Source organism: Novosphingobium sp. TCA1 (genome assembly GCF_009811895.1).
GTDB classification, from domain to species: domain Bacteria; phylum Pseudomonadota; class Alphaproteobacteria; order Sphingomonadales; family Sphingomonadaceae; genus Novosphingobium; species Novosphingobium panipatense_A.
Genome location: NZ_BLJH01000027.1, coordinates 1 through 18,332, shown reverse-complemented (window position 1 = coordinate 18,332; position 18,332 = coordinate 1). Strand labels below are relative to the sequence as shown.

Genomic DNA, 18,332 nt, shown 5'->3' with positions numbered 1-18,332 from the left:
ACCTGACCATGTCGGGGCGACGCTTCGTGAAGGCGTGCGTTCCGATCGAAAAAGAGGAACGCGCGTGAATTATCTGCTGCTTGCCGCCGCCATCGTCGCTGAAGTGATCGGCACCAGTTTCATGAAGCAGTCGGACGGCTTTTCGAAGCTGCTTCCCAGCGCCGTCACGGCCCTGGCCTATATCGTCGCATTCTATTGCCTGTCGCTGACGCTCAAGACCATTCCCACCGGCATTGCATATGCGATCTGGTCGGGTTCGGGCATCGTCCTGATTGCGGCGGCGGCCTGGATATTTCAGGGCCAGAAGCTCGATCTGCCCGCCATGCTGGGCATGGCGCTGATCGTTGCGGGCGTCGTCGTCATGAACGTCTTTTCCGCCTCATCCGCGCACTGAGTTCGCACTCAGAACGAAGCCTGAAGCAGCACGGCCGGGCCATGGAGCTTGTAGCGCACGCGGCCGTTCCAGCGCTCCTTGTCGATGCCCAGGCGGTAGTCCACGTAGCGGTAGGCCACGCCCAGCGCGAGGTTCTTCGCCACGGCATAGTTGGCGCCGACCTGGGCGTTGAGCAGGCGGCCGTCGTAGTCGTCGATCTTCAGCGAAAGCCAGTCGAACCGCCCGTTCAGTTCCACGCGCGGCGCGACCTTGTAGGTGACGAAGGCGCCGATCGTGGGAAGCGGCGCCAGCGCGTCGCGGCGGCGCACTTCGGTCTGCCCGACCTGCCCGCCGACACTGCCCTGGCCGCTGATCGACATGTCGAAGCGGGTGACGTGGGCACCGATCGCCGCGCCCAGTTCCACCGAGGAATTCTGCACGAAGGCATAGCCTACGGTGAGGCGGTAGATCTCGCTTTCGAAGCCGCTGCGTACCTGGGCGGTGGCGGGATAGACCACGCCGTCGAAGGAAATGTCGCGCGCGAGGCCGATCTGGCCCTTGCGGTCGAGCTTGTAGAAGTCCGCCCCCACGATCACTCGGCCGAACCGCGCACCGCCCGAGAACGAGGGCAGGATCTCGTCATGGTCGAGCGCGAGGTCCTTCTCGAAATCGATGTCGGTGCCGATATCGGCCTGGGCGGCGGTGGCCACGCGCACGTCGGTATCGATGCGCGGGTAGAAGGCCATGGCGCTGATCCAGTACTTGTTGTCCAGCGTCTGGGCGGAAGCAGGCGCGCAAAGACCGAAGGTCGCCGATGCTGCCGCCAGCAGGGCGATCCGGGTTGGAACCGCATGGGAAATCCGGGCTTCCATGGTCTGCTCCTTCAATGCGAGGCATTTCAAGAATGGTAAGGGGCGAGGCATTTCAGAATGATAAGGGCCGATCGGCCTGGCGTCAGAATATGGCGGGGGCCGATCCGCGCGTATCGGGGACGCCCCTGGGACTACCTCGGGGAAACCCCTACTCCGCCTTCCTAATCCAATACCGCAGGGGCTGGTGACGGTGCCGGTGCTGGCAGGGTGCGCCAGCGATCGTAGGCGGAGCGCGGCTCGGCATGCATGGACTGGCTGAGCAGCTTCATCGGGAACTGCGATTCCCGGATGCCGCCGGATGCGGGCCGGTCTATGTCCATGATCAGCATGAGCGACATGACCACCAGGACATGCATCACGCAGGCGAGATAGAAGCTGGAGCGCGTGCGGATGATGTAGCCGATGATCACCGCCACCACGAGCACGTAGACGATCAGCACCCAGAACACTTCCTCGGGCACATGGGCCATGCGGCCGGTCTTGCGCGAGGTATCGAGGTCGATCACCGCGTTGATCGAGGACACGAAGGTGCTGGACATATCCAGGTTCTTGATGCTGTCGAACCCGGCCAGCGTCGCCGCCCAGATGTCGTTGACGGTACGGTCGTTCTCCGCCAGCAGGCTGCGCCGTTCCTCGGTCAGGGGGCCGGCAGCCAGCGCGATGCGGTTGTCGGTATAGCGGACCAGCAGCGCGCTCAGGCGCTCGCGGTGGGGCTGGGGCAGCACCTGGGTCTGGAGATAGGCGGTGCCGATGGCATTGGCCTCTTCCAGCACCAGTCCGCGCCGGGTTTCGAAACGGTCCACCGCCAGCGCGAACGTGAAGCCCAGCAGCAGGGCCAGCAGGCCCAGCATGGCGGGGACGATGGCGCCGTTGACGTCGTCGTCGGTATCATCCGCTTCTGACGAACCCGCCCGTTTCGCGGCGGCGCGGCGCTTTTCCATTGCGGAGATTCCGTACTGCATTCCGGCCCAGGTCAGGCCGATCACGACGGCCAGCAGGATCAGGCCCAGAATGAGGATCGGAACGGCGGAGAGCGGGCTGGACGGTTCCATGGGTACGGGCTCCCTATGCGGAAAATGACGATGGGCAGGCGGTCAGATGGTCACACGAGGCGCTTGGCGATGGCGACGAACAGCATCACGCCCGCCGCCGACATCACGAAGGCGACCAGCAGCAGCGAGCGCCAGAGGCGGAACGGCTGCGCGCGGGCGATGTCGCGCAAGGTCACCCAGTAGCTGACGGAGCCCAGCAGCATGGCCCCGGTCCCCGCTGCCGCCAGGAACATGCCGACATGCTGCGGACTGTCGGTCTTGGCGATCTGCCCATGGTCGGCCAGGGCCTGGAGGAACTTGTAGATGGTGAAGCCGAAACTCAGCATCGACAGCGAAGTGCGGATCCAGGCCATCAGCGTGCGATCCGCCGCCAGGATCGTGCGCACCGCGCCGAGGTCCGAGGGCAGGATGGGCTTCAGGGCTGGCAGTTCACGGTCTGGCATGGCCGTTCAACCTCGCGCCGCGCCCGAGTGCCGGGCCTCGGCGCGGCGCTCGGCGCGTTCGCGCACACCCTCCATGTCGCGGTCGAGGAAATAGTTGAGCATGGTGCGCAGCAGGGCGATCGCCGCCAGCTTGCCGATGTCGTCCCAACTGGGCGCGATCGTCGTCTCGACGATGTCGGCGGCAAGCTGGAACGAAAGTCCTGCCACTAGCCAGCGGCCCAGCGAAAGCCAGACCGGTCCCAGCTCCTCCTCGTTGCCGTTGAAGAGCAGCAGCCGGGTCAGGCCGATCGCGCCCTGGATGGAGCCGATGGCAATGGCCAGCATCCCCAACAGGTTGACGCCGAGCGCGATATATTCCGCAAAGGTGTGAAGTGCGTCTTCCATGGGCCGGGTCCTTCCTCGTCCGGGACCGCAGGAAGATGTTCCGTCAGGGGTGGCTTTGCCCATCGGGAGAATCCCCGGCAACGATAACGTATGCCCCGGAGATCCGAGCTTGAAGTCAGGGATACCCGTGAGTATCTCAATCGCAGAGGGAAGGACCTTTTTCCCAGGAGACTGCATGAAGCATCAGATCAACCGCGTCCGTCACGAACTCCAGCGCCGGTCGCTGGTGGTGAAGGCCGTGGAGCACGTCACGCCAAACATGCTGCGCCTTACGTTGGGCGGCGAGGAACTCTCCGGTTTCACCAGCCTGGCCCCCGATGACCATATCAAGGTCTTCGCGTCAGAAGGCGAAGGGGAAGGCACCGCGATGCGCGACTATACGCCGCGCCGCTACGATGCCGAGACCAACGAACTCACGGTGGATTTCGCCCTCCATGAAGCCGGGCCGGTCACGGCCTGGGCAAGTGGCGTGAAAGTCGGGGACGAGGCGCGGATCGGCGGACCGCGCGGCTCGCTGGTGGTGCCGCAGGACTTCGACTGGTGGCTGCTGGTGGGAGACGAGACCGCGCTGCCCGCGATCGGGCGCCGGATCGAGGAACTCGCGCCGGGAACGCCGGTGACGAGCATCGTGGCGGTGACCGGCGCAGACGAGGAACAGACCTTCCAGACCGAGGCGAACCACGAGGCGATCTGGGTCCACCGCGCTGCTGCCCAGGCGGGCGAGGCGGAGCCGCTGCTGGCGGCGCTGCGCCGGTTCGTGCCGCCTTCGGGCGACGGCTTCATCTTCATCGCCGCCGAAGGCGGGGTCACACGGGTCCTGCGCAGTTATGTGCTGGAGGAACTCGGCCATGTACCGCAGTGGCTGAAAGCGAGCGGTTATTGGGTCAAGGGTGCGGCGGATACCACGGAGAAGTTCGAGAGCTGACGGGATCTTCGCCGCTCCGAACGGGCCGGAGCGATAATTGAAATACCAATAAGTATTCGGTTCAGGGGCCTTTGCCCCTGCACCGGATAGACAAGCAAAAGGCCGCCCGGACGAGGCGGACCGACAGGAGAAGCAGGTTCTATGACGCGTCTGACGCGGAGTGAAAGCCAGGCGCTCACGCGCCTTCGGCTGCTGAAATCGGCGCGCGAGCTGTTCCGGCGGGATGGCTATGCGATCACCTCTCTCGACCGCATCGCCGAAGCGGCGGGCTATAGCAAGGGGGCGGTCTATTCGAACTTTCCGGGCAAGGAAGCGATCTTCCTGGCCGTGCTGGAAGCGGAAACCGGCGAGAACCTGCGCGACTTGCTGGCGCGGCTGGAAATGGCCTCAAATCTCCCGGAAATCGTCGATATTCTGGCGGAATGGGCGGACGAGCGATCTCAGTTCGGCGGCTGGTCGCTGACCATTCTCGAACATGCGCGGGTGGCGCGCGGAAAGGATTCGCTGCGCCGCCAGGAAGAGATCGTGCGCGGGCAATGGCACAAGCTGGGGGCCTGGCTCCTGGCGCGTTTCCCCGAAGCCGATGCCGAACCCGAAGTGCTGGGCGCCCTGCTGTTCGAGATCGCCTTCGCCCCGGCCCTGACATTCGTGGCCGCGCCGAGCGCCGGTGACCTCGTGCGGCTGGCACTTCCGCCCCTGTTGACCCGGTGACGGGCTGGAACACCTGCGAAAATTTCCTCTCGGGGTTGTATTTGAAAAACCCATGAGTATCCTGAATCCATCGGGGGACGAAGCCATCGTCCGCCGATGGAGATTGCCGTCATGATCGCTGACCAGGCGCCGTTTCGCGCCGTGAAGACTCGCGCCCTGAACGTTCATGGGCCGGATGGTCGAACCCCGAATTTCGGGGCCGAAAACGCCCGTCCGCCTTCCGCCTGACGCGGCGGCCTCTCCCGACAACCAAATCCCGAAAAACTAAATCAGGGCGCGGTCGTTACCCCGGTGATGGCCAGTGACGGCGCGCGCCCGGCGTCCACCCGCTCTCAACCCCGACCTCAACCCCGACCTCAACAAGGAAAGATCATGTCGACCTCGACTTCGTCCGGCCCTCTCGACCAGCCCGTCACCCTGCACGTCTGGAAGGAGAAGTATCGCCACGCCGACGAGCAGAGCCCTTCGGATACTTTTCGCCGCGTCGTGGCGGGCGTCTATGCCAAGGACGATCCCGCCCATGCGGCGGAGGCGCTGGCGGCGCTGGAAGCGCGCGACTGGGTGCCGGGCGGGCGCATCTTCGCGGGCGCGGGCACCGGCAAGCGGGTGACCTGGATCAACTGCTTCGTCAGCCCGACGATCCAGGATTCCATGGATACCGAACCCGATCTGCCCGGCGTGGGCATCATGGAGGCCCTGAAAGTGGCCGCCTTCACGCAGCAGCAGGGCGGCGGCATCGGCATGGACTTCGGCACGATCCGGCCGGACGGCGCGCTCGTGGCGCGCACCGCCTCGGTTTCGTCGGGCGTTATCCCCTTCATGGTCATGTGGGACGGCATGTGCGTGACCATCCGCAGCAGCGGTTCGCGGCGCGGGGCGATGATGGCGATGCTGCCGGTCTGGCACCCGGACGTGATCGCCTTCATCGAGGCCAAGACCCGCAAGGACGTGTTGAAGAACTTCAATGTCTCGGTGGCGATCACCGACGATTTCATGGCCGCGCTGGCGGCCGATGCGGACTGGGACCTGGGCTTTTCCGTGCCCCGCGCCGACGGCAGCCACGTCGCCGTCACCGAGCGCGACGGGAAGCCCTGGTACGTCTATCGCCGCATGCGCGCGGTGGAACTGTTCGACCTGATCACCCGCACAACCTACGAATATGCCGAGCCGGGCGTCGTCTTCGTGGACCGGGTCAACCGGCTCAACAACCTTTCCTATTGCGAGACGATCTCCGCCACCAACCCGTGCGGCGAGCAACCCCTGCCGCCCAACGGTGACTGCGACCTGGGGCATGTCAACCTTGCGAACATGGTGCTCGATCCCTTCACGGCGCAGGCGCGCGTGGACTGGGAGCGGCTGAAGAAGATAGTGCAGGTCGGCGTGCGGTTCCTCGACAACGTGCTGGAAACCTCGCCTTTCCCTACCGAGGACCAGCGGCTGGAGGCCCAGGCCAAGCGCCGCGTGGGGCTGGGCTTCACCGGCCTCGGCAACCTGCTCCAGCAGCTTGGCCTGCGCTACGGCGAGGAGAGCGTGCCCCAGGTAGAGGAGATCTGCGCGGCCATGGCGGCCGAGGCCTATCGCGCCTCGATCGAGCTGGCCCGGGAACGCGGGCCGTTTCCGGCCTATGACCGGGAAAAGTTCGCGCGCGCGCCGATGCTGGACCGGCTGCCCGCCGATATCCGCAAGGACGTGGCCAAGCACGGCATCCGCAACGGCGTGCTGCTCACCATCGCGCCCACCGGCACGACCAGCATCTTCTACGGCAATGTCAGTTCGGGCATCGAGCCGAGCTTTTCCTGGCGCTACAACCGCGCCGTCGTGGTCGAGCAGACCGCTACCGAGCAGCGGACCGAGAGCTTCACGGTCGAGGACTACGGCTGGTATCTCTACAGCCGCCTGCCCGGTTTCGACCCGGCCGCGCCGCTGCCGCCCCATATGGTGACGGCGCTGGAACTCACGGTGGAAGACCACATCGCCGTGGCCGCCGCCGCGCAGAAATGGGTGGATGCGGCGATCTCCAAGACGATCAACTGCCCGGCGGACATGACTTACGAGGCTTTCCGCGCGGTCTACCTCATGGCCTGGGAAAAGGGCATGAAGGGTTGCACCACCTACCGCCCCAGCGGCGTGCGCGGATCGGTGCTGTCCGAGCCGGTTGCGGAAACGGCGAAGACGGCGGAGCAGGCACCTCGGGCGGAAGTGCCCGCGTTTCCGGCGGAAACGCCGGTGCCGCGGCGGCCGGAGACGCTTCCGGGGCGCACGATCAAGATCAAGTGGCCGGTGGACGGGGAGAACTACTACCTCACCATCAACGACTACCTCGCCCCGGACGGCCGCCGCATTCCCTTCGAGATCTTCATCAACACCAGTTCGGCGGAGAATTTCGAGACCATGGCCGCCCTGACGCGCACGCTTTCGGCGGTCTGCAGGCGCGGCGACGCGGTGTTCATCTTCGAGGAACTGGAGCGGGTCCACTCGGCCAAGGGCGGGGCTTTCGTGGCGCTCGAACACGATACCAAGGGCCGCTACGCGCCCAGCCTGATCGCTCTGATCGGCCGCATCCTGCGCGAACATGCGCAGGCGCCCGTGGGGGAGCCGGTAAAGGGAATTGCCGCTTCCGCCCCGGTTCCCGGCGGAGAAACCTGCCCGAATTGCGGCGAGGAGGCGGCGATCATGATGGAAGGCTGCCTCACTTGCCGGCAATGCGGCTTCAGCAAGTGCGGCTGAGAGTTTCAACCCTCCATCGGGCCTGACACCCCCCTCCGCTCGCCCTGAGCCTGTCGAAGGGCGCTGGCGCCGCGCTGTGATCCTTCGACAGGCTCAGGATGAGCGGATGTGATGTGGGGTGCTCAGGAGGGGCGGTTCAGGCGGCTTCGCACCAGCAGCGCCACGGCCGTGGCCGCGCCGACCAGCGCAGTCACGGCCAGGGCGAGGTGTCCCAAGCGGCGCAAGTGGCCGAACGCGAGTTCGACCGCTTCGCCGAAACTATAGCCGATCCCGCCGATCACCATGCCCCAGAGCAGCGCCGCCAGCGCATTGAGCAGGATGAAGCGCCGCGCCGGGATCGCGGACGTGCCGATGGCGATCGGGCTGATCGTCCGCAGTCCATAGAGGAAGCGGAAAGCCAGGATGAAGCCTGTGGGGTACCGCTCCAGCATGGCCAGCACCCGGGCGAACGTGGGCCTCTCGGTCACCTTGCGCACCAGCCTGTGCGTGCGGAAGCGGCGGCCGAGCAGGAAGAAGAACTGGTCCGAGACGAAGGAGCCGAGGGCTGCGGCGGCCATCACACCGTAGAGCGGCAGCAGCCCCTGGTGCGCGATCAGGCCGCCGGTCAGGACCACCGTTTCGCCTTCCACCGCTGCGCCCAGGGCGATGGCGGGAAGGCCGAATTGGGCGATCAGGGTTTCCAGCGACATCCCTCAGGAACGGCGCGTACTTGCGCCGGTTCCTGGTGTGATCTTCAGAGCTTGTCGTCCACCAGGCGCAGGCGTGTGCTGCCGCCGACGGCGATCGAGGAGCCATCGGGATACTCGACCGTGCCGTCGGGGCGCAGCAGCGCGTATTCGGCGGAATCGAGGCTGCCGTTGATGGTCACAGGCGTGACCGTGGAGAGCGGAACCGCGTCCCCGCGTATCTTGAAGGTATCGATGCGCCAGGCCAGCACCTGGTCCATTTCCGCCGCCACTGCCGGTTCGCGGCCGAAGCCGGCGCGGGTGGAAACGAAAAAACCTTCAGGTGCCGGCACGCATGCCGAAGAAATGAGATCGTGGTCCGTCACGCCGTTCGTTCCCAGAATGCCCCCGCAGATCGTCCCGCGCCATGGAGGCTTCGGGCCGATATGCAGGATCTATTCTAGACGCGCTTACAGCATCCTTACAGGGTCTTTTTCACAGTATTTTTGCATTGCAGAAATATTAATCCACCAATCGATTGCCGGGCCGCTCAGCTGCGCGGTGCCTCTTCGGCGGCGGCGAAACTGGCGCCGTACTGGGATTCCCAGGCCGCAAGATCGCTCTGATATTGCTCGTAGCTGTCGAAAAAGGCGCGGAACGGCGCTTCCGCCCCGGCAAGGCCGGATGCCGCCGCGAAGCCTTCGAGCTGCGCGGCGGGCACGGCCTGGAGCGCGCCTGTCAATTCCAGCGCGGCGCGGCAGAGCGACGGCACGACTGGGGGCAGGGCGAAGAAGTTGTAGACCTGGGTCTGGTAGGCCTCACGCTCGCGAATGGCTTTCGCGCCGAAGCGGGCGCGATATTCCTTGTCGAGCGCCTTGTTCGTGGCGGTCAGCGTCCTGGCGTACTTCTTCTGGAACTCGGTATAGCCTGCCAGGATCGGCGCGCCCTGATCGCCGGTGCAGTTCAGCGCGGCCACGTTATAGGCCGAACGCAGGTTCCAGAGCGCCTGCGCCGCCGAAACCCCGCTATTGACGGTGGGGCGCGTACCGTCTGCGAGCCGCGCCGGGATGGCCATGGTGGGCGAGGCGCCCAGCGGGGGCAGGGGGCGGGGCGGGATCACCACCACGGGCGGCGGCGGCGGAGGCGCCACGGCGACCTTGGGCGGCGCGCCGCATCCCGCCAGCAACGCCGCCGCGCCGCTCGCAAGCAGGCCCCCGCGCCGCATCGGTGTCTTGCTACCCATCGCCTCGATCCTCTTCATGCCCATTCGATCACCCCATTGTTGTCCGTCTTCATGTTTTCAGGCGCCTGCGCCGCCCGAGCAGGCGCGATCCCAGCAAGGTCGCGCCCATCGCCGCGGCGGCGAGAAACAGGCCGCCGAGCACCAGTTTCCCCTCGTCGATCGCCAGCGCCGCGCCGAGCGGTCCGGCGGCGAGATAGCCCGGTGCGAACATCAGCGGCACCCAGAGGCAGGCCGAGGCGATATTGGCGACCTGGAAGGGCCTGCGGGGCATGGCGAGCACGCCCGCCACCAGCGGCACCGTCGCGCGGATCGGGCCGAGGAAGCGGCCCATGAAGATCGCCGCGAAACCGTACTTGCGGAAGAACAGGCGGGTCCGCGCCACGGCCGGGCGGTGGCGATTGAGCGGCCAGCGGCGATAGACACGCGGGCCGATGCGGTTGCCGAAGGCATAGGAGGCCCAGTCGCCCAGGATTGATCCGGCCACGGCCCATAGGAAGATCGGCCAGGCGTCCAGCGCGTCGGCACCGATCAGTCCGCCGATCGCCAGCATGACCGCCGTGGCGGGCACGAAGAGACCGACGATGGCCAGCGATTCCCCGAAGCAGAGCAGTCCGACGACCGGTCCGGCCCAGATGCCGTGGGTCGATACGAATGCGCCGACCTGAGAGATCACGCCGTCCATGAAAGGCTCAGGCCGCGCGCCGGATCGCGCCGGTCTGCTGCTGTGGGGTCTGCTGCTCTGGGACCTGCTGCTCCGCCCTCTGTTCCGGCGTCTGAACCTGTGCCGAGGGCGTCAGGCTGCGCCCGAGCACGTCCATGTAGCATTCGAGAACCTGATGGGAGGCGCCGTCCCAGTCGTAGGCCTTGCTCGCCTCGCGCGCGAAAGTGCCCATGCGGGCGCGGCGCCGGTGGTCCTGCACCAGCAGGCGCAGGGCCGCCATGGCGCCGTCCTCGTCGCCCGGGGCGAAGAGCAGGCCGGACCCGCCGTGCAGCAGGTTGCGCCCGCTCGGCACGTCGATGCAGACGGTGGGCAGGCCCGAGGCCATGGCTTCCAGCGTCACGTTGCCGAAAGCCTCGGTGGTGCTGGGATTGAGGAACAGGTCGGCGCTGGCGACGGCGCGGCCGAGGTCAGCGCCCATGAGATGCCCGGCGAAGCGTGCCTGCGGCAGCTTCTGTTCCAGCCATTGCCGCTCGGGGCCGTCTCCCACCACCAGCGGACGGATCGGCAGGCCTTCCGCGATCAGGCGGCGGCAGAGCGAGGCGAAAGCGGCGAGGCCCTTTTCGCGCACGAGGCGGCCGAAATGGAGCACGGCCACTTCGCCGTCGGCAATGCCCAGGGCGCGGCGCCAGGCCGGGTCGCGCGCCAGCGGGGTGAACTGGGCGCGGTCCACGCCGCGTCCCCAGAGCCGGGTGCGATCGGCCAGTCCGGCCTCGGCAAATTCCTCGGCTATGGCGGGGGTTGGCACCAGGATGCGGTCGGAATTGCGGTAGAAGCGCGCAAGATGGCGCTCCATCGCGGGGCGGACGAGGCTGGCGCCGTAGAAGGCGGCATATTTCTCGAAGCGGGTGTGCAGGCTGGTGACGACCGGAATGCCGATCCGGCGGGCCATGCGCTGGGCGGCGGTTCCGGTCCAGTCCGGGGCGGAGACATGCACGATTTCCGGTGCGAAGTCCGTCAGATCGGCGCGGATGCTGCGGGGCAGGCCCAGGCCGAAGCGGTAGTCTCCGCGCCCGGGGATCGCCACCGAGGGGACCGAGACCAGCGTGCCTTCCGGGGCGAAGGCGGGCGTGGGGGAGGTGGGCGAATAGACCCGCACCGTGCAGCCGCGCCGTTCGAGATAGCCGACAAGGCGGTTGAGCGCCTGGTTCGCGCCGTCTCGCACGTAATTGTAGTTGCCGGAGAACAGCGCGACGCGGGGCCGACGGGAGGAAAGGGGCGCGGGTGACGCGTCGTTGCGGCGCGGGGCGCGCGCGGTTTCGGCTAGCGGCTTCATGTCCAGAATTCGATCTTGCGGGCTTCGATCATCCGGGCAGGGGCCCGCATGGTGCTCGGGACCCGCGCTATTCCGGCTTCGCTTACGGCAACCTTACAAGCAGGCGCCTCTTTGGGATGCCGTGCCGGGCTGGGAAAGAGGGCAAGGAAGGTAAGGTTGCGCCGGGCCGGCATCGCCGCGATAGATGGGGCATGAAAACGGCTCCCTGCGTCCGATGCGCCTGCTGATCGTCGAGGACAATCCCGATCTGGCCGAACTGATCGGCACCCATTTGCGCGAGGCGGGCTTCGGCAACGACATCGTCGCCACGGCCGAGGAAGCGCGCATCCTGGTGGAGGCGGGCAATCATTCGGCGCTGCTGCTCGACCTTGGCCTGCCCGATCAGGATGGTATCGAACTGCTGCGCTCGCTGCGCGCCGCAGGGTATTTCCTGCCGGTGCTGGTGCTCACCGCGCGCTCGGCCATTGCCGACCGGGTGGCCGGGCTAAACGCCGGGGCCGACGACTATCTACCCAAGCCTTTCGCCGCCGAGGAGCTGATCGCCCGCGTCGCCGCCCTGCTGCGCCGCGCCATGGGCGAGAACGGCGGCGAGATCGCCTGCGGGCGGCTGCGCTACGATATCGCCACGCAGACGGTGCGGGTGGACGATGCCAGCATCGTCCTGGCCCCGCGCGAGGTGCAATTGCTGGATCTGCTGATGCGCCACCGCGACAAGGTGGTGCGCAAGACGCAGATCGAATCCGTGTTCTTCGGGCTGGGCGAGGAATTTTCCTCCAATGCGGCGGAAGTCAGCGTGCATCGCCTGCGCCGAAGGCTCCAGTCGCTGGGCGCCGGGGTGGAGATCGTCACCGTGCGCGGGCTCGGCTACCTCCTGCGCGCCGCGCCCTGATGGCCAGCCATTCGATCCTGCGGCGGATCCTGCTGCTCCATGCCGCGGCCACGCTGGTGACGGCGGTGCTGGCGGCCTGGGGGGCGATGCTGCTGATCGACAGCACCGGGGACCGGCTGCAGCGCCAGATCCTGAACGAATATGCGGGCAAGATGCAGGGCGGCCTCCATCGCCGCGCGGGGGGATGGTCGATCTCGGAAGAGTCCGCCTCGGCACTGCGCGGCGGCGGTTCCAGCTTCAGCTTCTGGATCGAGGATCAGGGCCGCCGCGTCGCTATCGAGAACTTGCGGTCGGACCCTTCGCTTTCGGTGCCCACCCGTAAGGGCGCGGCCTATTTCAAGCGAGTGCGCGGGCCGCGGATCTATTCGGGCGTCTCCATGCCGCTGGTCGGCGAGCCGGGGAGCTGGCTGGTGATCGTCCAGAACCTCGACCATCCCGACGTCATCTTCGACGATCTGCGCACGGATATCGCGCTGGTGGGCGGGGGGCTTCTGGCAGTTTTCCTGATCGGCCTGCTGGCGGTTGACGCCTATATCGTGCGCCAGTCGCTGGCGCCGCTCAAGCGCGCCTCGCGCGAGGTGGGGCAGGTTTCGCCCTACCAGCTACAGCAGCGCGTCGATACCGGCGGAATGCCGGAGGAAGTCCTGCCGCTGCTGGCCGCGATCAATGCCGCGCTGGACCGGGTGGAACAGGCCTATCGTATCGAGCGGGACTTCGCGGCCGATGCGGCGCACGAATTGCGCACGCCGCTGTCGATCCTGCGCCTGCTGGTGGCGCAGGAAGGATCGGCGGAAGCGCAGCCGCGCCTGCAACGCCAGATCGATGCGCTGGAAGCCATCGTCGAGCGCCTGCTCCTGCTGGCCGAAGTGGACGCCATGGCCTGCGATCCCGGCGAAGTGGCGGACTTGCGCGCCGTGGCCGAGGAGCGGGTGGCCGCCATCGCCCCGCTGTTCATCGCGCGCGGGCAGGATATCGAGATCCTCGGCGCCGAGCGCGTGCCCGTCTTCGCATCGCACCACCTGGCCGCGCGGGCGCTCGATTCCCTGCTGGAGAATGCGATGAAGCATACCCCGGCGGGCACCCATGTCAGCGTGACCGTCGATCCCGCCGCCGAGATCCGCGTTGCCGATGACGGGCCGGGCCTGCCGCCGATGGAAAGCGGCGAGGAACTCTTCGCCCGCTTCGCCTCGGCCCGGCGCGACCTGAAGCGCAGCTCGGGCCTGGGGCTCGCCATCGCCAGCGAACTCATGGCGCGCAGCGGCGGAGTTCTGGAAGCCGGCGCCAACACCCCGCGCGGGGCGCTGTTCCGCATGCGTTTCCACCCTGCGCCGGAGGCGTGATGGGGGAGGACCTGTCCTCTCAATCGCGCCTCTCAATCCTACCTTCTCAACCCCGCTCAGCCTGAGCTTGTCGAAGGCCCCGAGGCGTGGCGCCATGCCTACATGCTTCGACAAGCTCAGCATGAGCGGGGTGGGCGGGGCGAGGGAAAGTATGAGGGGAGCGGGAGGGGTGGCCGTGATTGGCCCTTGCGGCTCCCGCCCCGGCCAGTCCTTCCTTCCGCCCTGCCCAGTCCTTCCGCCCTGCTCAGCCCTCTCAATCCCGCTCAGCCTGAGCCTGTCGAAGGCCCCGAGGCGTGGCGCCCTGCCCTCCATGCTTCGACAAGCTCAGCATGAGTGGGGTGGGCAGGGCGAAGGAAAGTATGAAAGGAGCGGAAGGGGCCGCGCGAAACCCTTACGGTTCCCGCTGCGCCCCGTCCGCCTGCGCCAGGATCAGCGAGAAATCGCCTTGCGGGTCGGTCCAGTGCTCCAGTTCGCGCCAACCGCCGGCAGCGAGCAACAGGCGCATCTCGCCGGGGCGGTACTTGTGGCAGTTTTCGGTGTGGATGGTCTCCCCGCCTTCCATGCGGAAAGCATGGCCGTCCACTTCGAAGCGGATCGCGCGGCGCGCTTCGAGGTGCATCTCGATCCGGCTCGCCGTGGGGTTCCAGCGGGCGACATGGCGGAATTCGCCCACGGGGATCGAGCCGCCCAGTTCGCGGTTGATGCGCTGGAGCAGGTTGAGGTTGAACAGCGCCGTCACCCCTTGCGCATCGTCGTAGGCGGAGACGAGGCGGCGCGGTTCCTTGACCCGGTCGATCCCGATTAGCAGGTGCGCGCTTTCGCCCAGCGTTTCGCGCATGGAACGCAGCAGGTCCACGGCGGCCTCGGGGGTGAGGTTGCCGATCGTCGAGCCGGGGAAGAAGCCCAGCATGGCGCGCGGGGCTTCGTCAGGTCGAAGCGGCAATTGTACCGGGTTCATGAAGTTCGCTTCGACCGGCATGATGCGCAAGGCCGGGAACAGCCGCTGGAGCGCCGTGCAGGCTTCCTCCAGGAACTCGCCGCAGATGTCGATCGGCACGTAAGTGGCGCGCGGCATGGCGCCCAGCAGGATCCGGGTCTTGATCGAGCTGCCCGAGCCGAATTCCACCACCGTCGCATCGGCCCCGACCCTTTCGGCCACTTCGCCGGAATGCGCCTTCAGCAAAGCCGTTTCGGTGCGGGTGGGGTAGTATTCGGGCACCTGGGTGATCGCCTCGAAAAGCTGCGATCCGCGCATGTCGTAGAACCAGCGCGCCGGAATCGCCTTGCGGGGCTGCGCCAGCCCTTGCAGCACGTCGGCCCGGAACGCGGGATCCGCCCGGAGGGCATTTGCGGCAGGCGGATTTTCGTCGATCCGGGGGGCCGTGAAATACATGTCAGAGGCTCCTTGCGAGGCGAAGGCCGGTGAACTGCCAGCGTTGATGGGGATGGAAGAAATTGCGGTAGGATGCGCGGGCATGTCCGCGCGGGGTGGCGCAGCTGCCGCCCTTGAGCACGAACTGGCCGGACATGAACTTGCCGTTGTATTCGCCCACCGCGCCCGCCGCCGGGCGGTAGCCGGGCCAGGGGCGATAGGCCGAGCCGGTCCATTCCCAGACATTGCCGTAGAGCGAGGTGAACCCGCCCGAAACGGCGGCTTCCTGTTCGGCGCGGGGTTGTACGGGGTCGGCGCGGTCCAGTTGCATGCCGCCCAGTGCATCATGCGCGAAGGCGGCGCTTTCCCATTCCTGCTCGGTCGGCAGGCGGGCGCCTGCCCAGGTTGCGAAAGCGTCGGCCTCGTAGAACGAGATATGCGTCACCGGCGCGTCGCGATCGACCTCGCGCCAACCGGAGAGCGTGAACTGCTCCTCACCGTGCCAATAGAGCGGTGCCGCCACGCTTTCGCGCTGTATCCAGTCCCAACCGTCGGACAGCCAGAGCGAGGCTGTGCGGTATCCGCCGTCGGCCAGGAATTCGATCCATTCGCCGTTCGTCACCGGGCGGCTGGCCAGGGCATGGGGCGCCAGCCATGTGGGATGGCGCGGCAGTTCGTTGTCGAAGGCAAAGCGGGCATCGGCCCTGGCCTCGGACTCGGCGCCGATCTCCACCGGCCCCTGCGCGCCCTCGATCCAGCGCAAGGGGCCGGGGCTTGTGCGCGGTGCCTCGGGGGCGGGCGCATAGGCAGGCCCCAGCGGATTGCGGGAGAACAAGTGCTTGATATCGGTAAGCAGCAGTTCCTGATGCTGCTGCTCGTGCTGGATGCCCAGTTCCACCAGTTCGCCGTGATGTTCGAGCAGCGCGGGCAGGGCCTCCAGCATGGCGGCGTCCACATGGTCGCGATAGGCCAGCACTTCCGCGAGAGTGGGGCGGGTCAGCAGCCCTCGTTCGGGCCGGGCGAGGCGGGGGCCTTCGGCCTCGTAATAGCTGTTGAATAGGAAGGGCCAGCGAGCGTCGTGGAGGCGGTAGCCGGGGGTGTGATCGCGCAGCAGGAACGTCTCGAAGAACCATGTCGTATGCGCGAGATGCCACTTTGCGGGCGAGGCATCGGGCATGGACTGGACGGCGGCGTCGGCCTCGTTGAGGTTCTGCACCAGTTCGCGGCTGAGGCGGCGGGTGCGCCGGAACCGCTCGGCGATGCCGAGGGCGTCAGGGGGGGCGTGAGGGGTGGCATGAGGGGCGGGGTGCAGGTCCGCAGGGATCGACTGGGGCTTCATGCGCTCTCCTTCCGCTGCCCGCGTGGGCACGCCGGAACCTCCTCGCCTGCAGAATTGCTGCAAAACCGAGGAGGCATGGCTAGGTAGTGCTCGGGAGGCCGGGAGGTTCCGTCCGGGGCGGAATTTCCAGAAAACGCCTCTCAGACCCGATGTGGTGCGGCGGAGGCGGGATCGCGAGCAAACAGCAGGGTTGCGCCCAGCACCATGGCTCCGGCCAGGATCAGCGGCACGGCGAGTCCGACATGGAGCAGCAGGGTGGCTCCCAGCGCGGCGCCGAGGAAGATCGAGAGCACGGCGCCCAGGCGGCGCGCGAAGTTGGGCGAAACCCGGCCGGTCATGTCGGCGGCGATGCCGGTGATGGTCAGGGTCAGCACGGTGGTGGTGAGGTCGGGCACTTTCAGCGAGCGGACCGTGGCATTGCGCAGGCCCATGGCGAAGCCGGTCAGGACGATGACCGAAAGCACCGCCAGCTCGGGGGCCTGCGCGGCGACGTCGATCCGGGTGGAGATGGCGGCGGCGATCCACAGCAATCCGGCCTCGATCACCGCAGCCCAGATCAGCCAGCGGCGCAGCGGGCGATCGACATGGCGCCGGGCCAGGCCGCCCGCGCCCCAGGCGCCGACCATGAAGGCCAGCAGCGCCAGCACGGCGGGAAGCACCTTGAAACCGGGTGTTCCCGCTGCCGCGAAGCCCAGGAACACGACGTTTCCGGTCATGTTGGCGGTGAAGACCTTGCCGAGGCCGAGTACCGAGGCGGCATCGACCAGGCCGGTCGTGGCGGAGAGCAGCAGCAGCAATTGCGGCAGGGTGGAGCGGGCGGAAGAGGTGGGGGGCGTCATGTCGAACTCCGGTATTCGGGAAGGCCGATCCGCGCGGCGGGGCAACCCGGCGCGGCCAGCTTGATCTGGGAAATCCCGAACCGGGTTCAGGACAGGGCTGGGTCTTGGGAAAAGCGGCGCCGGGCATCGGCGCTGGTGGGCCTTTTGTGCGAGGCCCGTGGCTTTCGCCGCGCTCGTATCGGGTGAGGAGCGCGGCGAAAGCGGGTATGGGTCAGGCCTGCACGAAGGCGAGCAGGTCGGGATTGAGGACATCGGCGTGGGTGGTCAGCATGCCGTGGGGATAGCCCTCGTAGATCTTGAGGGTGGCATTCGGCAGGATCTCCGCCTGGAGCACGCCGGCGTGCTTGTAGGGCACGACCTGATCGTCATCGCCGTGCAGGACCAGCGTGGGCACGGTGATCGCCTTGAGATCGTCGGTCTGGTCGGTTTCGGAGAAGGCCTTGATGCCTTCGTAGTGCGCCTTGGCGCTGCCCATCATGCCCTGGCGCCACCAGTTGTCGATCACCGGCACGGAGACTTCGGCACCCTCGCGGTTGTAGCCGTAGAACGGCCCGGCGGCGACGTCGCGGAAGAACTGGGCGCGATTGGCGGCCAGAGCGGCGCGAAAACCGTCGAACACTTCCACTGAAAGGCCGTCCGGGTAGCGATCGGTCGAGATCATGATCGGCGGCACGGCGCTGACCAGCACGGCCTTGGCGACGCGGCCCTGGGGGATGCCGTAGCGGGCGACATAGGCGGCAACCTGGCCGCCGCCGGTCGAGTGGCCGATATGGACCGCGTTCCTGAGGTCGAGATGTTCCATCACCGCCGAGGCATCGGCTGCGTAGTGATCCATGTCATGGCCGTCGCTGACCTGTTCCGAACGGCCGTGGCCGCGGCGGTCATGGGCGACGACGCGGTAGCCCTTGGAAAGGAAGAACAGCATCTGCGCGTCCCAGTCGTCCGACGAGAGCGGCCAGCCATGGTGGAAGACGATGGGCTGGGCATCCTTCGGGCCCCAGTCCTTGTAGAAGATTTCGACGCCGTCCTTGGTGGTTACATATGCCATGATGCTGATCCTTGATCGAGAGTTGGGTTGGTATTCTTTGGAGGCTTCGACTGAACTCAGTGACCGCCCTCGGATGCGCCAAACATGGTCTTGGCGTAATTGATGCCGATACCGTA

19 protein-coding genes are annotated in these 18,332 nt (G+C 67.0%); 6 read left to right on the top strand and 13 right to left on the bottom strand.

What is annotated here, in order from left to right; all coding sequences use genetic code 11:
* Positions 1 to 64: 64 nt before the first annotated feature.
* Positions 65 to 394, top strand: coding sequence for an SMR family transporter (locus NTCA1_RS22520; RefSeq protein ID WP_159831909.1), 330 nt, complete (start codon positions 65 to 67; stop codon positions 392 to 394).
* An 8-nt stretch (positions 395 to 402) separates the two neighbouring features.
* Here the strand turns inward: NTCA1_RS22520 and NTCA1_RS22515 are convergent, their stop codons facing one another.
* The 4 genes from NTCA1_RS22515 to NTCA1_RS22500 all read right to left on the bottom strand — a co-directional run bounded on the left by NTCA1_RS22515 (position 403) and on the right by NTCA1_RS22500 (position 3,124).
* On the bottom strand, positions 403 to 1,245 hold the full coding sequence (locus NTCA1_RS22515) for an outer membrane beta-barrel protein (RefSeq protein ID WP_159831908.1): 843 nt from the start codon (positions 1,243 to 1,245) through the stop codon (positions 403 to 405).
* A 161-nt stretch (positions 1,246 to 1,406) separates the two neighbouring features.
* The gene (locus tag NTCA1_RS22510; RefSeq protein ID WP_159831907.1) at positions 1,407 to 2,297 is read right to left on the bottom strand and encodes a hypothetical protein; all 891 of its coding nucleotides are present in this window, start codon (positions 2,295 to 2,297) and stop codon (positions 1,407 to 1,409) included.
* A gap of 50 nt (positions 2,298 to 2,347) precedes the next feature.
* Positions 2,348 to 2,740: a YidH family protein gene (locus NTCA1_RS22505; RefSeq protein ID WP_086493771.1), complete on the bottom strand. Its 393-nt coding sequence runs from the start codon at positions 2,738 to 2,740 to the stop codon at positions 2,348 to 2,350.
* Between the two features lie 6 nt (positions 2,741 to 2,746).
* Positions 2,747 to 3,124 carry a DUF1622 domain-containing protein gene (locus NTCA1_RS22500; RefSeq protein ID WP_159831906.1) on the bottom strand — a complete coding sequence of 126 codons (378 nt, stop codon included), beginning with the start codon at positions 3,122 to 3,124 and terminating at the stop codon, positions 2,747 to 2,749.
* A gap of 175 nt (positions 3,125 to 3,299) precedes the next feature.
* Here NTCA1_RS22500 and NTCA1_RS22495 point away from each other — a divergent pair, with 175 nt between their 5' ends.
* The 3 genes from NTCA1_RS22495 to NTCA1_RS22485 all read left to right on the top strand — a co-directional run bounded on the left by NTCA1_RS22495 (position 3,300) and on the right by NTCA1_RS22485 (position 7,487).
* Positions 3,300 to 4,049, top strand: coding sequence for a siderophore-interacting protein (locus tag NTCA1_RS22495; protein ID WP_086493769.1), 750 nt, complete (start codon positions 3,300 to 3,302; stop codon positions 4,047 to 4,049).
* A gap of 141 nt (positions 4,050 to 4,190) precedes the next feature.
* On the top strand, positions 4,191 to 4,760 hold the full coding sequence (locus NTCA1_RS22490; protein ID WP_159831905.1) for a TetR/AcrR family transcriptional regulator: 570 nt from the start codon (positions 4,191 to 4,193) through the stop codon (positions 4,758 to 4,760).
* A gap of 372 nt (positions 4,761 to 5,132) precedes the next feature.
* Positions 5,133 to 7,487: an adenosylcobalamin-dependent ribonucleoside-diphosphate reductase gene (locus NTCA1_RS22485; protein WP_159831904.1), complete on the top strand. Its 2,355-nt coding sequence runs from the start codon at positions 5,133 to 5,135 to the stop codon at positions 7,485 to 7,487.
* Positions 7,488 to 7,609: 122 nt separating this feature from the next.
* Here the strand turns inward: NTCA1_RS22485 and NTCA1_RS22480 are convergent, their stop codons facing one another.
* From NTCA1_RS22480 to NTCA1_RS22460, 5 genes are all read right to left on the bottom strand, one after another.
* The gene (locus NTCA1_RS22480; protein ID WP_159831903.1) at positions 7,610 to 8,176 is read right to left on the bottom strand and encodes a DedA family protein; all 567 of its coding nucleotides are present in this window, start codon (positions 8,174 to 8,176) and stop codon (positions 7,610 to 7,612) included.
* Between the two features lie 44 nt (positions 8,177 to 8,220).
* A complete protein-coding gene (locus NTCA1_RS22475) occupies positions 8,221 to 8,538 on the bottom strand; it encodes a hypothetical protein (protein ID WP_159831902.1) in 318 nt (105 codons plus the stop codon).
* 164 nt (positions 8,539 to 8,702) lie between these two features.
* A complete protein-coding gene (locus NTCA1_RS22470; protein ID WP_159831901.1) occupies positions 8,703 to 9,395 on the bottom strand; it encodes a hypothetical protein in 693 nt (230 codons plus the stop codon).
* 49 nt (positions 9,396 to 9,444) lie between these two features.
* Positions 9,445 to 10,077: a DedA family protein gene (locus NTCA1_RS22465; RefSeq protein ID WP_159831900.1), complete on the bottom strand. Its 633-nt coding sequence runs from the start codon at positions 10,075 to 10,077 to the stop codon at positions 9,445 to 9,447.
* A gap of 7 nt (positions 10,078 to 10,084) precedes the next feature.
* Positions 10,085 to 11,389, bottom strand: a complete 1,305-nt coding sequence (locus NTCA1_RS22460) for a glycosyltransferase family 1 protein (protein ID WP_159831899.1) — start codon at positions 11,387 to 11,389, stop codon at positions 10,085 to 10,087.
* Positions 11,390 to 11,573: 184 nt separating this feature from the next.
* Here NTCA1_RS22460 and NTCA1_RS22455 point away from each other — a divergent pair, with 184 nt between their 5' ends.
* Positions 11,574 to 12,278 (top strand): response regulator transcription factor, encoded by a 705-nt coding sequence (locus NTCA1_RS22455; protein ID WP_236549523.1) that lies wholly within the window; start codon positions 11,574 to 11,576, stop codon positions 12,276 to 12,278.
* Positions 12,278 to 13,618, top strand: coding sequence for an ATP-binding protein (locus NTCA1_RS22450; protein WP_086493760.1), 1,341 nt, complete (start codon positions 12,278 to 12,280; stop codon positions 13,616 to 13,618). Before NTCA1_RS22455 ends, NTCA1_RS22450 begins: the two co-directional genes overlap by 1 nt.
* Before the next feature lie 391 nt (positions 13,619 to 14,009).
* Here NTCA1_RS22450 and egtD read toward each other — a convergent pair whose 3' ends face one another.
* The 4 genes from egtD to NTCA1_RS22430 all read right to left on the bottom strand — a co-directional run bounded on the left by egtD (position 14,010) and on the right by NTCA1_RS22430 (position 18,216).
* Entirely contained in the window at positions 14,010 to 15,011 is a 1,002-nt protein-coding gene (gene egtD, locus NTCA1_RS22445) for an L-histidine N(alpha)-methyltransferase (protein WP_086493759.1), read from the bottom strand.
* 1 nt (position 15,012) lies between these two features.
* On the bottom strand, positions 15,013 to 16,329 hold the full coding sequence (gene egtB, locus NTCA1_RS22440; protein WP_159831898.1) for an ergothioneine biosynthesis protein EgtB: 1,317 nt from the start codon (positions 16,327 to 16,329) through the stop codon (positions 15,013 to 15,015).
* Between the two features lie 140 nt (positions 16,330 to 16,469).
* Positions 16,470 to 17,168: a YoaK family protein gene (locus tag NTCA1_RS22435; protein WP_159831897.1), complete on the bottom strand. Its 699-nt coding sequence runs from the start codon at positions 17,166 to 17,168 to the stop codon at positions 16,470 to 16,472.
* Between the two features lie 211 nt (positions 17,169 to 17,379).
* Positions 17,380 to 18,216, bottom strand: coding sequence for an alpha/beta fold hydrolase (locus tag NTCA1_RS22430; protein WP_159831896.1), 837 nt, complete (start codon positions 18,214 to 18,216; stop codon positions 17,380 to 17,382).
* Positions 18,217 to 18,332 lie beyond the last annotated feature (116 nt).

What these genes read in the sequence shown, in the direction of transcription:
- NTCA1_RS22435 (WP_159831897.1), bottom strand. Translation starts at nt 17,168, where the DNA reads ATGACGCCCCCCACCTCTTCCGCCCGCTCCACCCTGCCGCAATTGCTG.
- NTCA1_RS22495 (WP_086493769.1), top strand. Translation starts at nt 3,300, where the DNA reads ATGAAGCATCAGATCAACCGCGTCCGTCACGAACTCCAGCGCCGGTCG.
- NTCA1_RS22505 (WP_086493771.1), bottom strand. Translation starts at nt 2,740, where the DNA reads ATGCCAGACCGTGAACTGCCAGCCCTGAAGCCCATCCTGCCCTCGGAC.
- egtD (WP_086493759.1), bottom strand. Translation starts at nt 15,011, where the DNA reads ATGTATTTCACGGCCCCCCGGATCGACGAAAATCCGCCTGCCGCAAAT.
- NTCA1_RS22490 (WP_159831905.1), top strand. Translation starts at nt 4,191, where the DNA reads ATGACGCGTCTGACGCGGAGTGAAAGCCAGGCGCTCACGCGCCTTCGG.
- NTCA1_RS22500 (WP_159831906.1), bottom strand. Translation starts at nt 3,124, where the DNA reads ATGGAAGACGCACTTCACACCTTTGCGGAATATATCGCGCTCGGCGTC.
- NTCA1_RS22455 (WP_236549523.1), top strand. Translation starts at nt 11,574, where the DNA reads ATGGGGCATGAAAACGGCTCCCTGCGTCCGATGCGCCTGCTGATCGTC.
- NTCA1_RS22460 (WP_159831899.1), bottom strand. Translation starts at nt 11,389, where the DNA reads ATGAAGCCGCTAGCCGAAACCGCGCGCGCCCCGCGCCGCAACGACGCG.
- NTCA1_RS22515 (WP_159831908.1), bottom strand. Translation starts at nt 1,245, where the DNA reads ATGGAAGCCCGGATTTCCCATGCGGTTCCAACCCGGATCGCCCTGCTG.
- NTCA1_RS22470 (WP_159831901.1), bottom strand. Translation starts at nt 9,395, where the DNA reads ATGGGTAGCAAGACACCGATGCGGCGCGGGGGCCTGCTTGCGAGCGGC.
- egtB (WP_159831898.1), bottom strand. Translation starts at nt 16,329, where the DNA reads ATGAAGCCCCAGTCGATCCCTGCGGACCTGCACCCCGCCCCTCATGCC.
- NTCA1_RS22465 (WP_159831900.1), bottom strand. Translation starts at nt 10,077, where the DNA reads ATGGACGGCGTGATCTCTCAGGTCGGCGCATTCGTATCGACCCACGGC.
- NTCA1_RS22480 (WP_159831903.1), bottom strand. Translation starts at nt 8,176, where the DNA reads ATGTCGCTGGAAACCCTGATCGCCCAATTCGGCCTTCCCGCCATCGCC.
- NTCA1_RS22485 (WP_159831904.1), top strand. Translation starts at nt 5,133, where the DNA reads ATGTCGACCTCGACTTCGTCCGGCCCTCTCGACCAGCCCGTCACCCTG.
- NTCA1_RS22450 (WP_086493760.1), top strand. Translation starts at nt 12,278, where the DNA reads ATGGCCAGCCATTCGATCCTGCGGCGGATCCTGCTGCTCCATGCCGCG.
- NTCA1_RS22430 (WP_159831896.1), bottom strand. Translation starts at nt 18,216, where the DNA reads ATGGCATATGTAACCACCAAGGACGGCGTCGAAATCTTCTACAAGGAC.
- NTCA1_RS22510 (WP_159831907.1), bottom strand. Translation starts at nt 2,297, where the DNA reads ATGGAACCGTCCAGCCCGCTCTCCGCCGTTCCGATCCTCATTCTGGGC.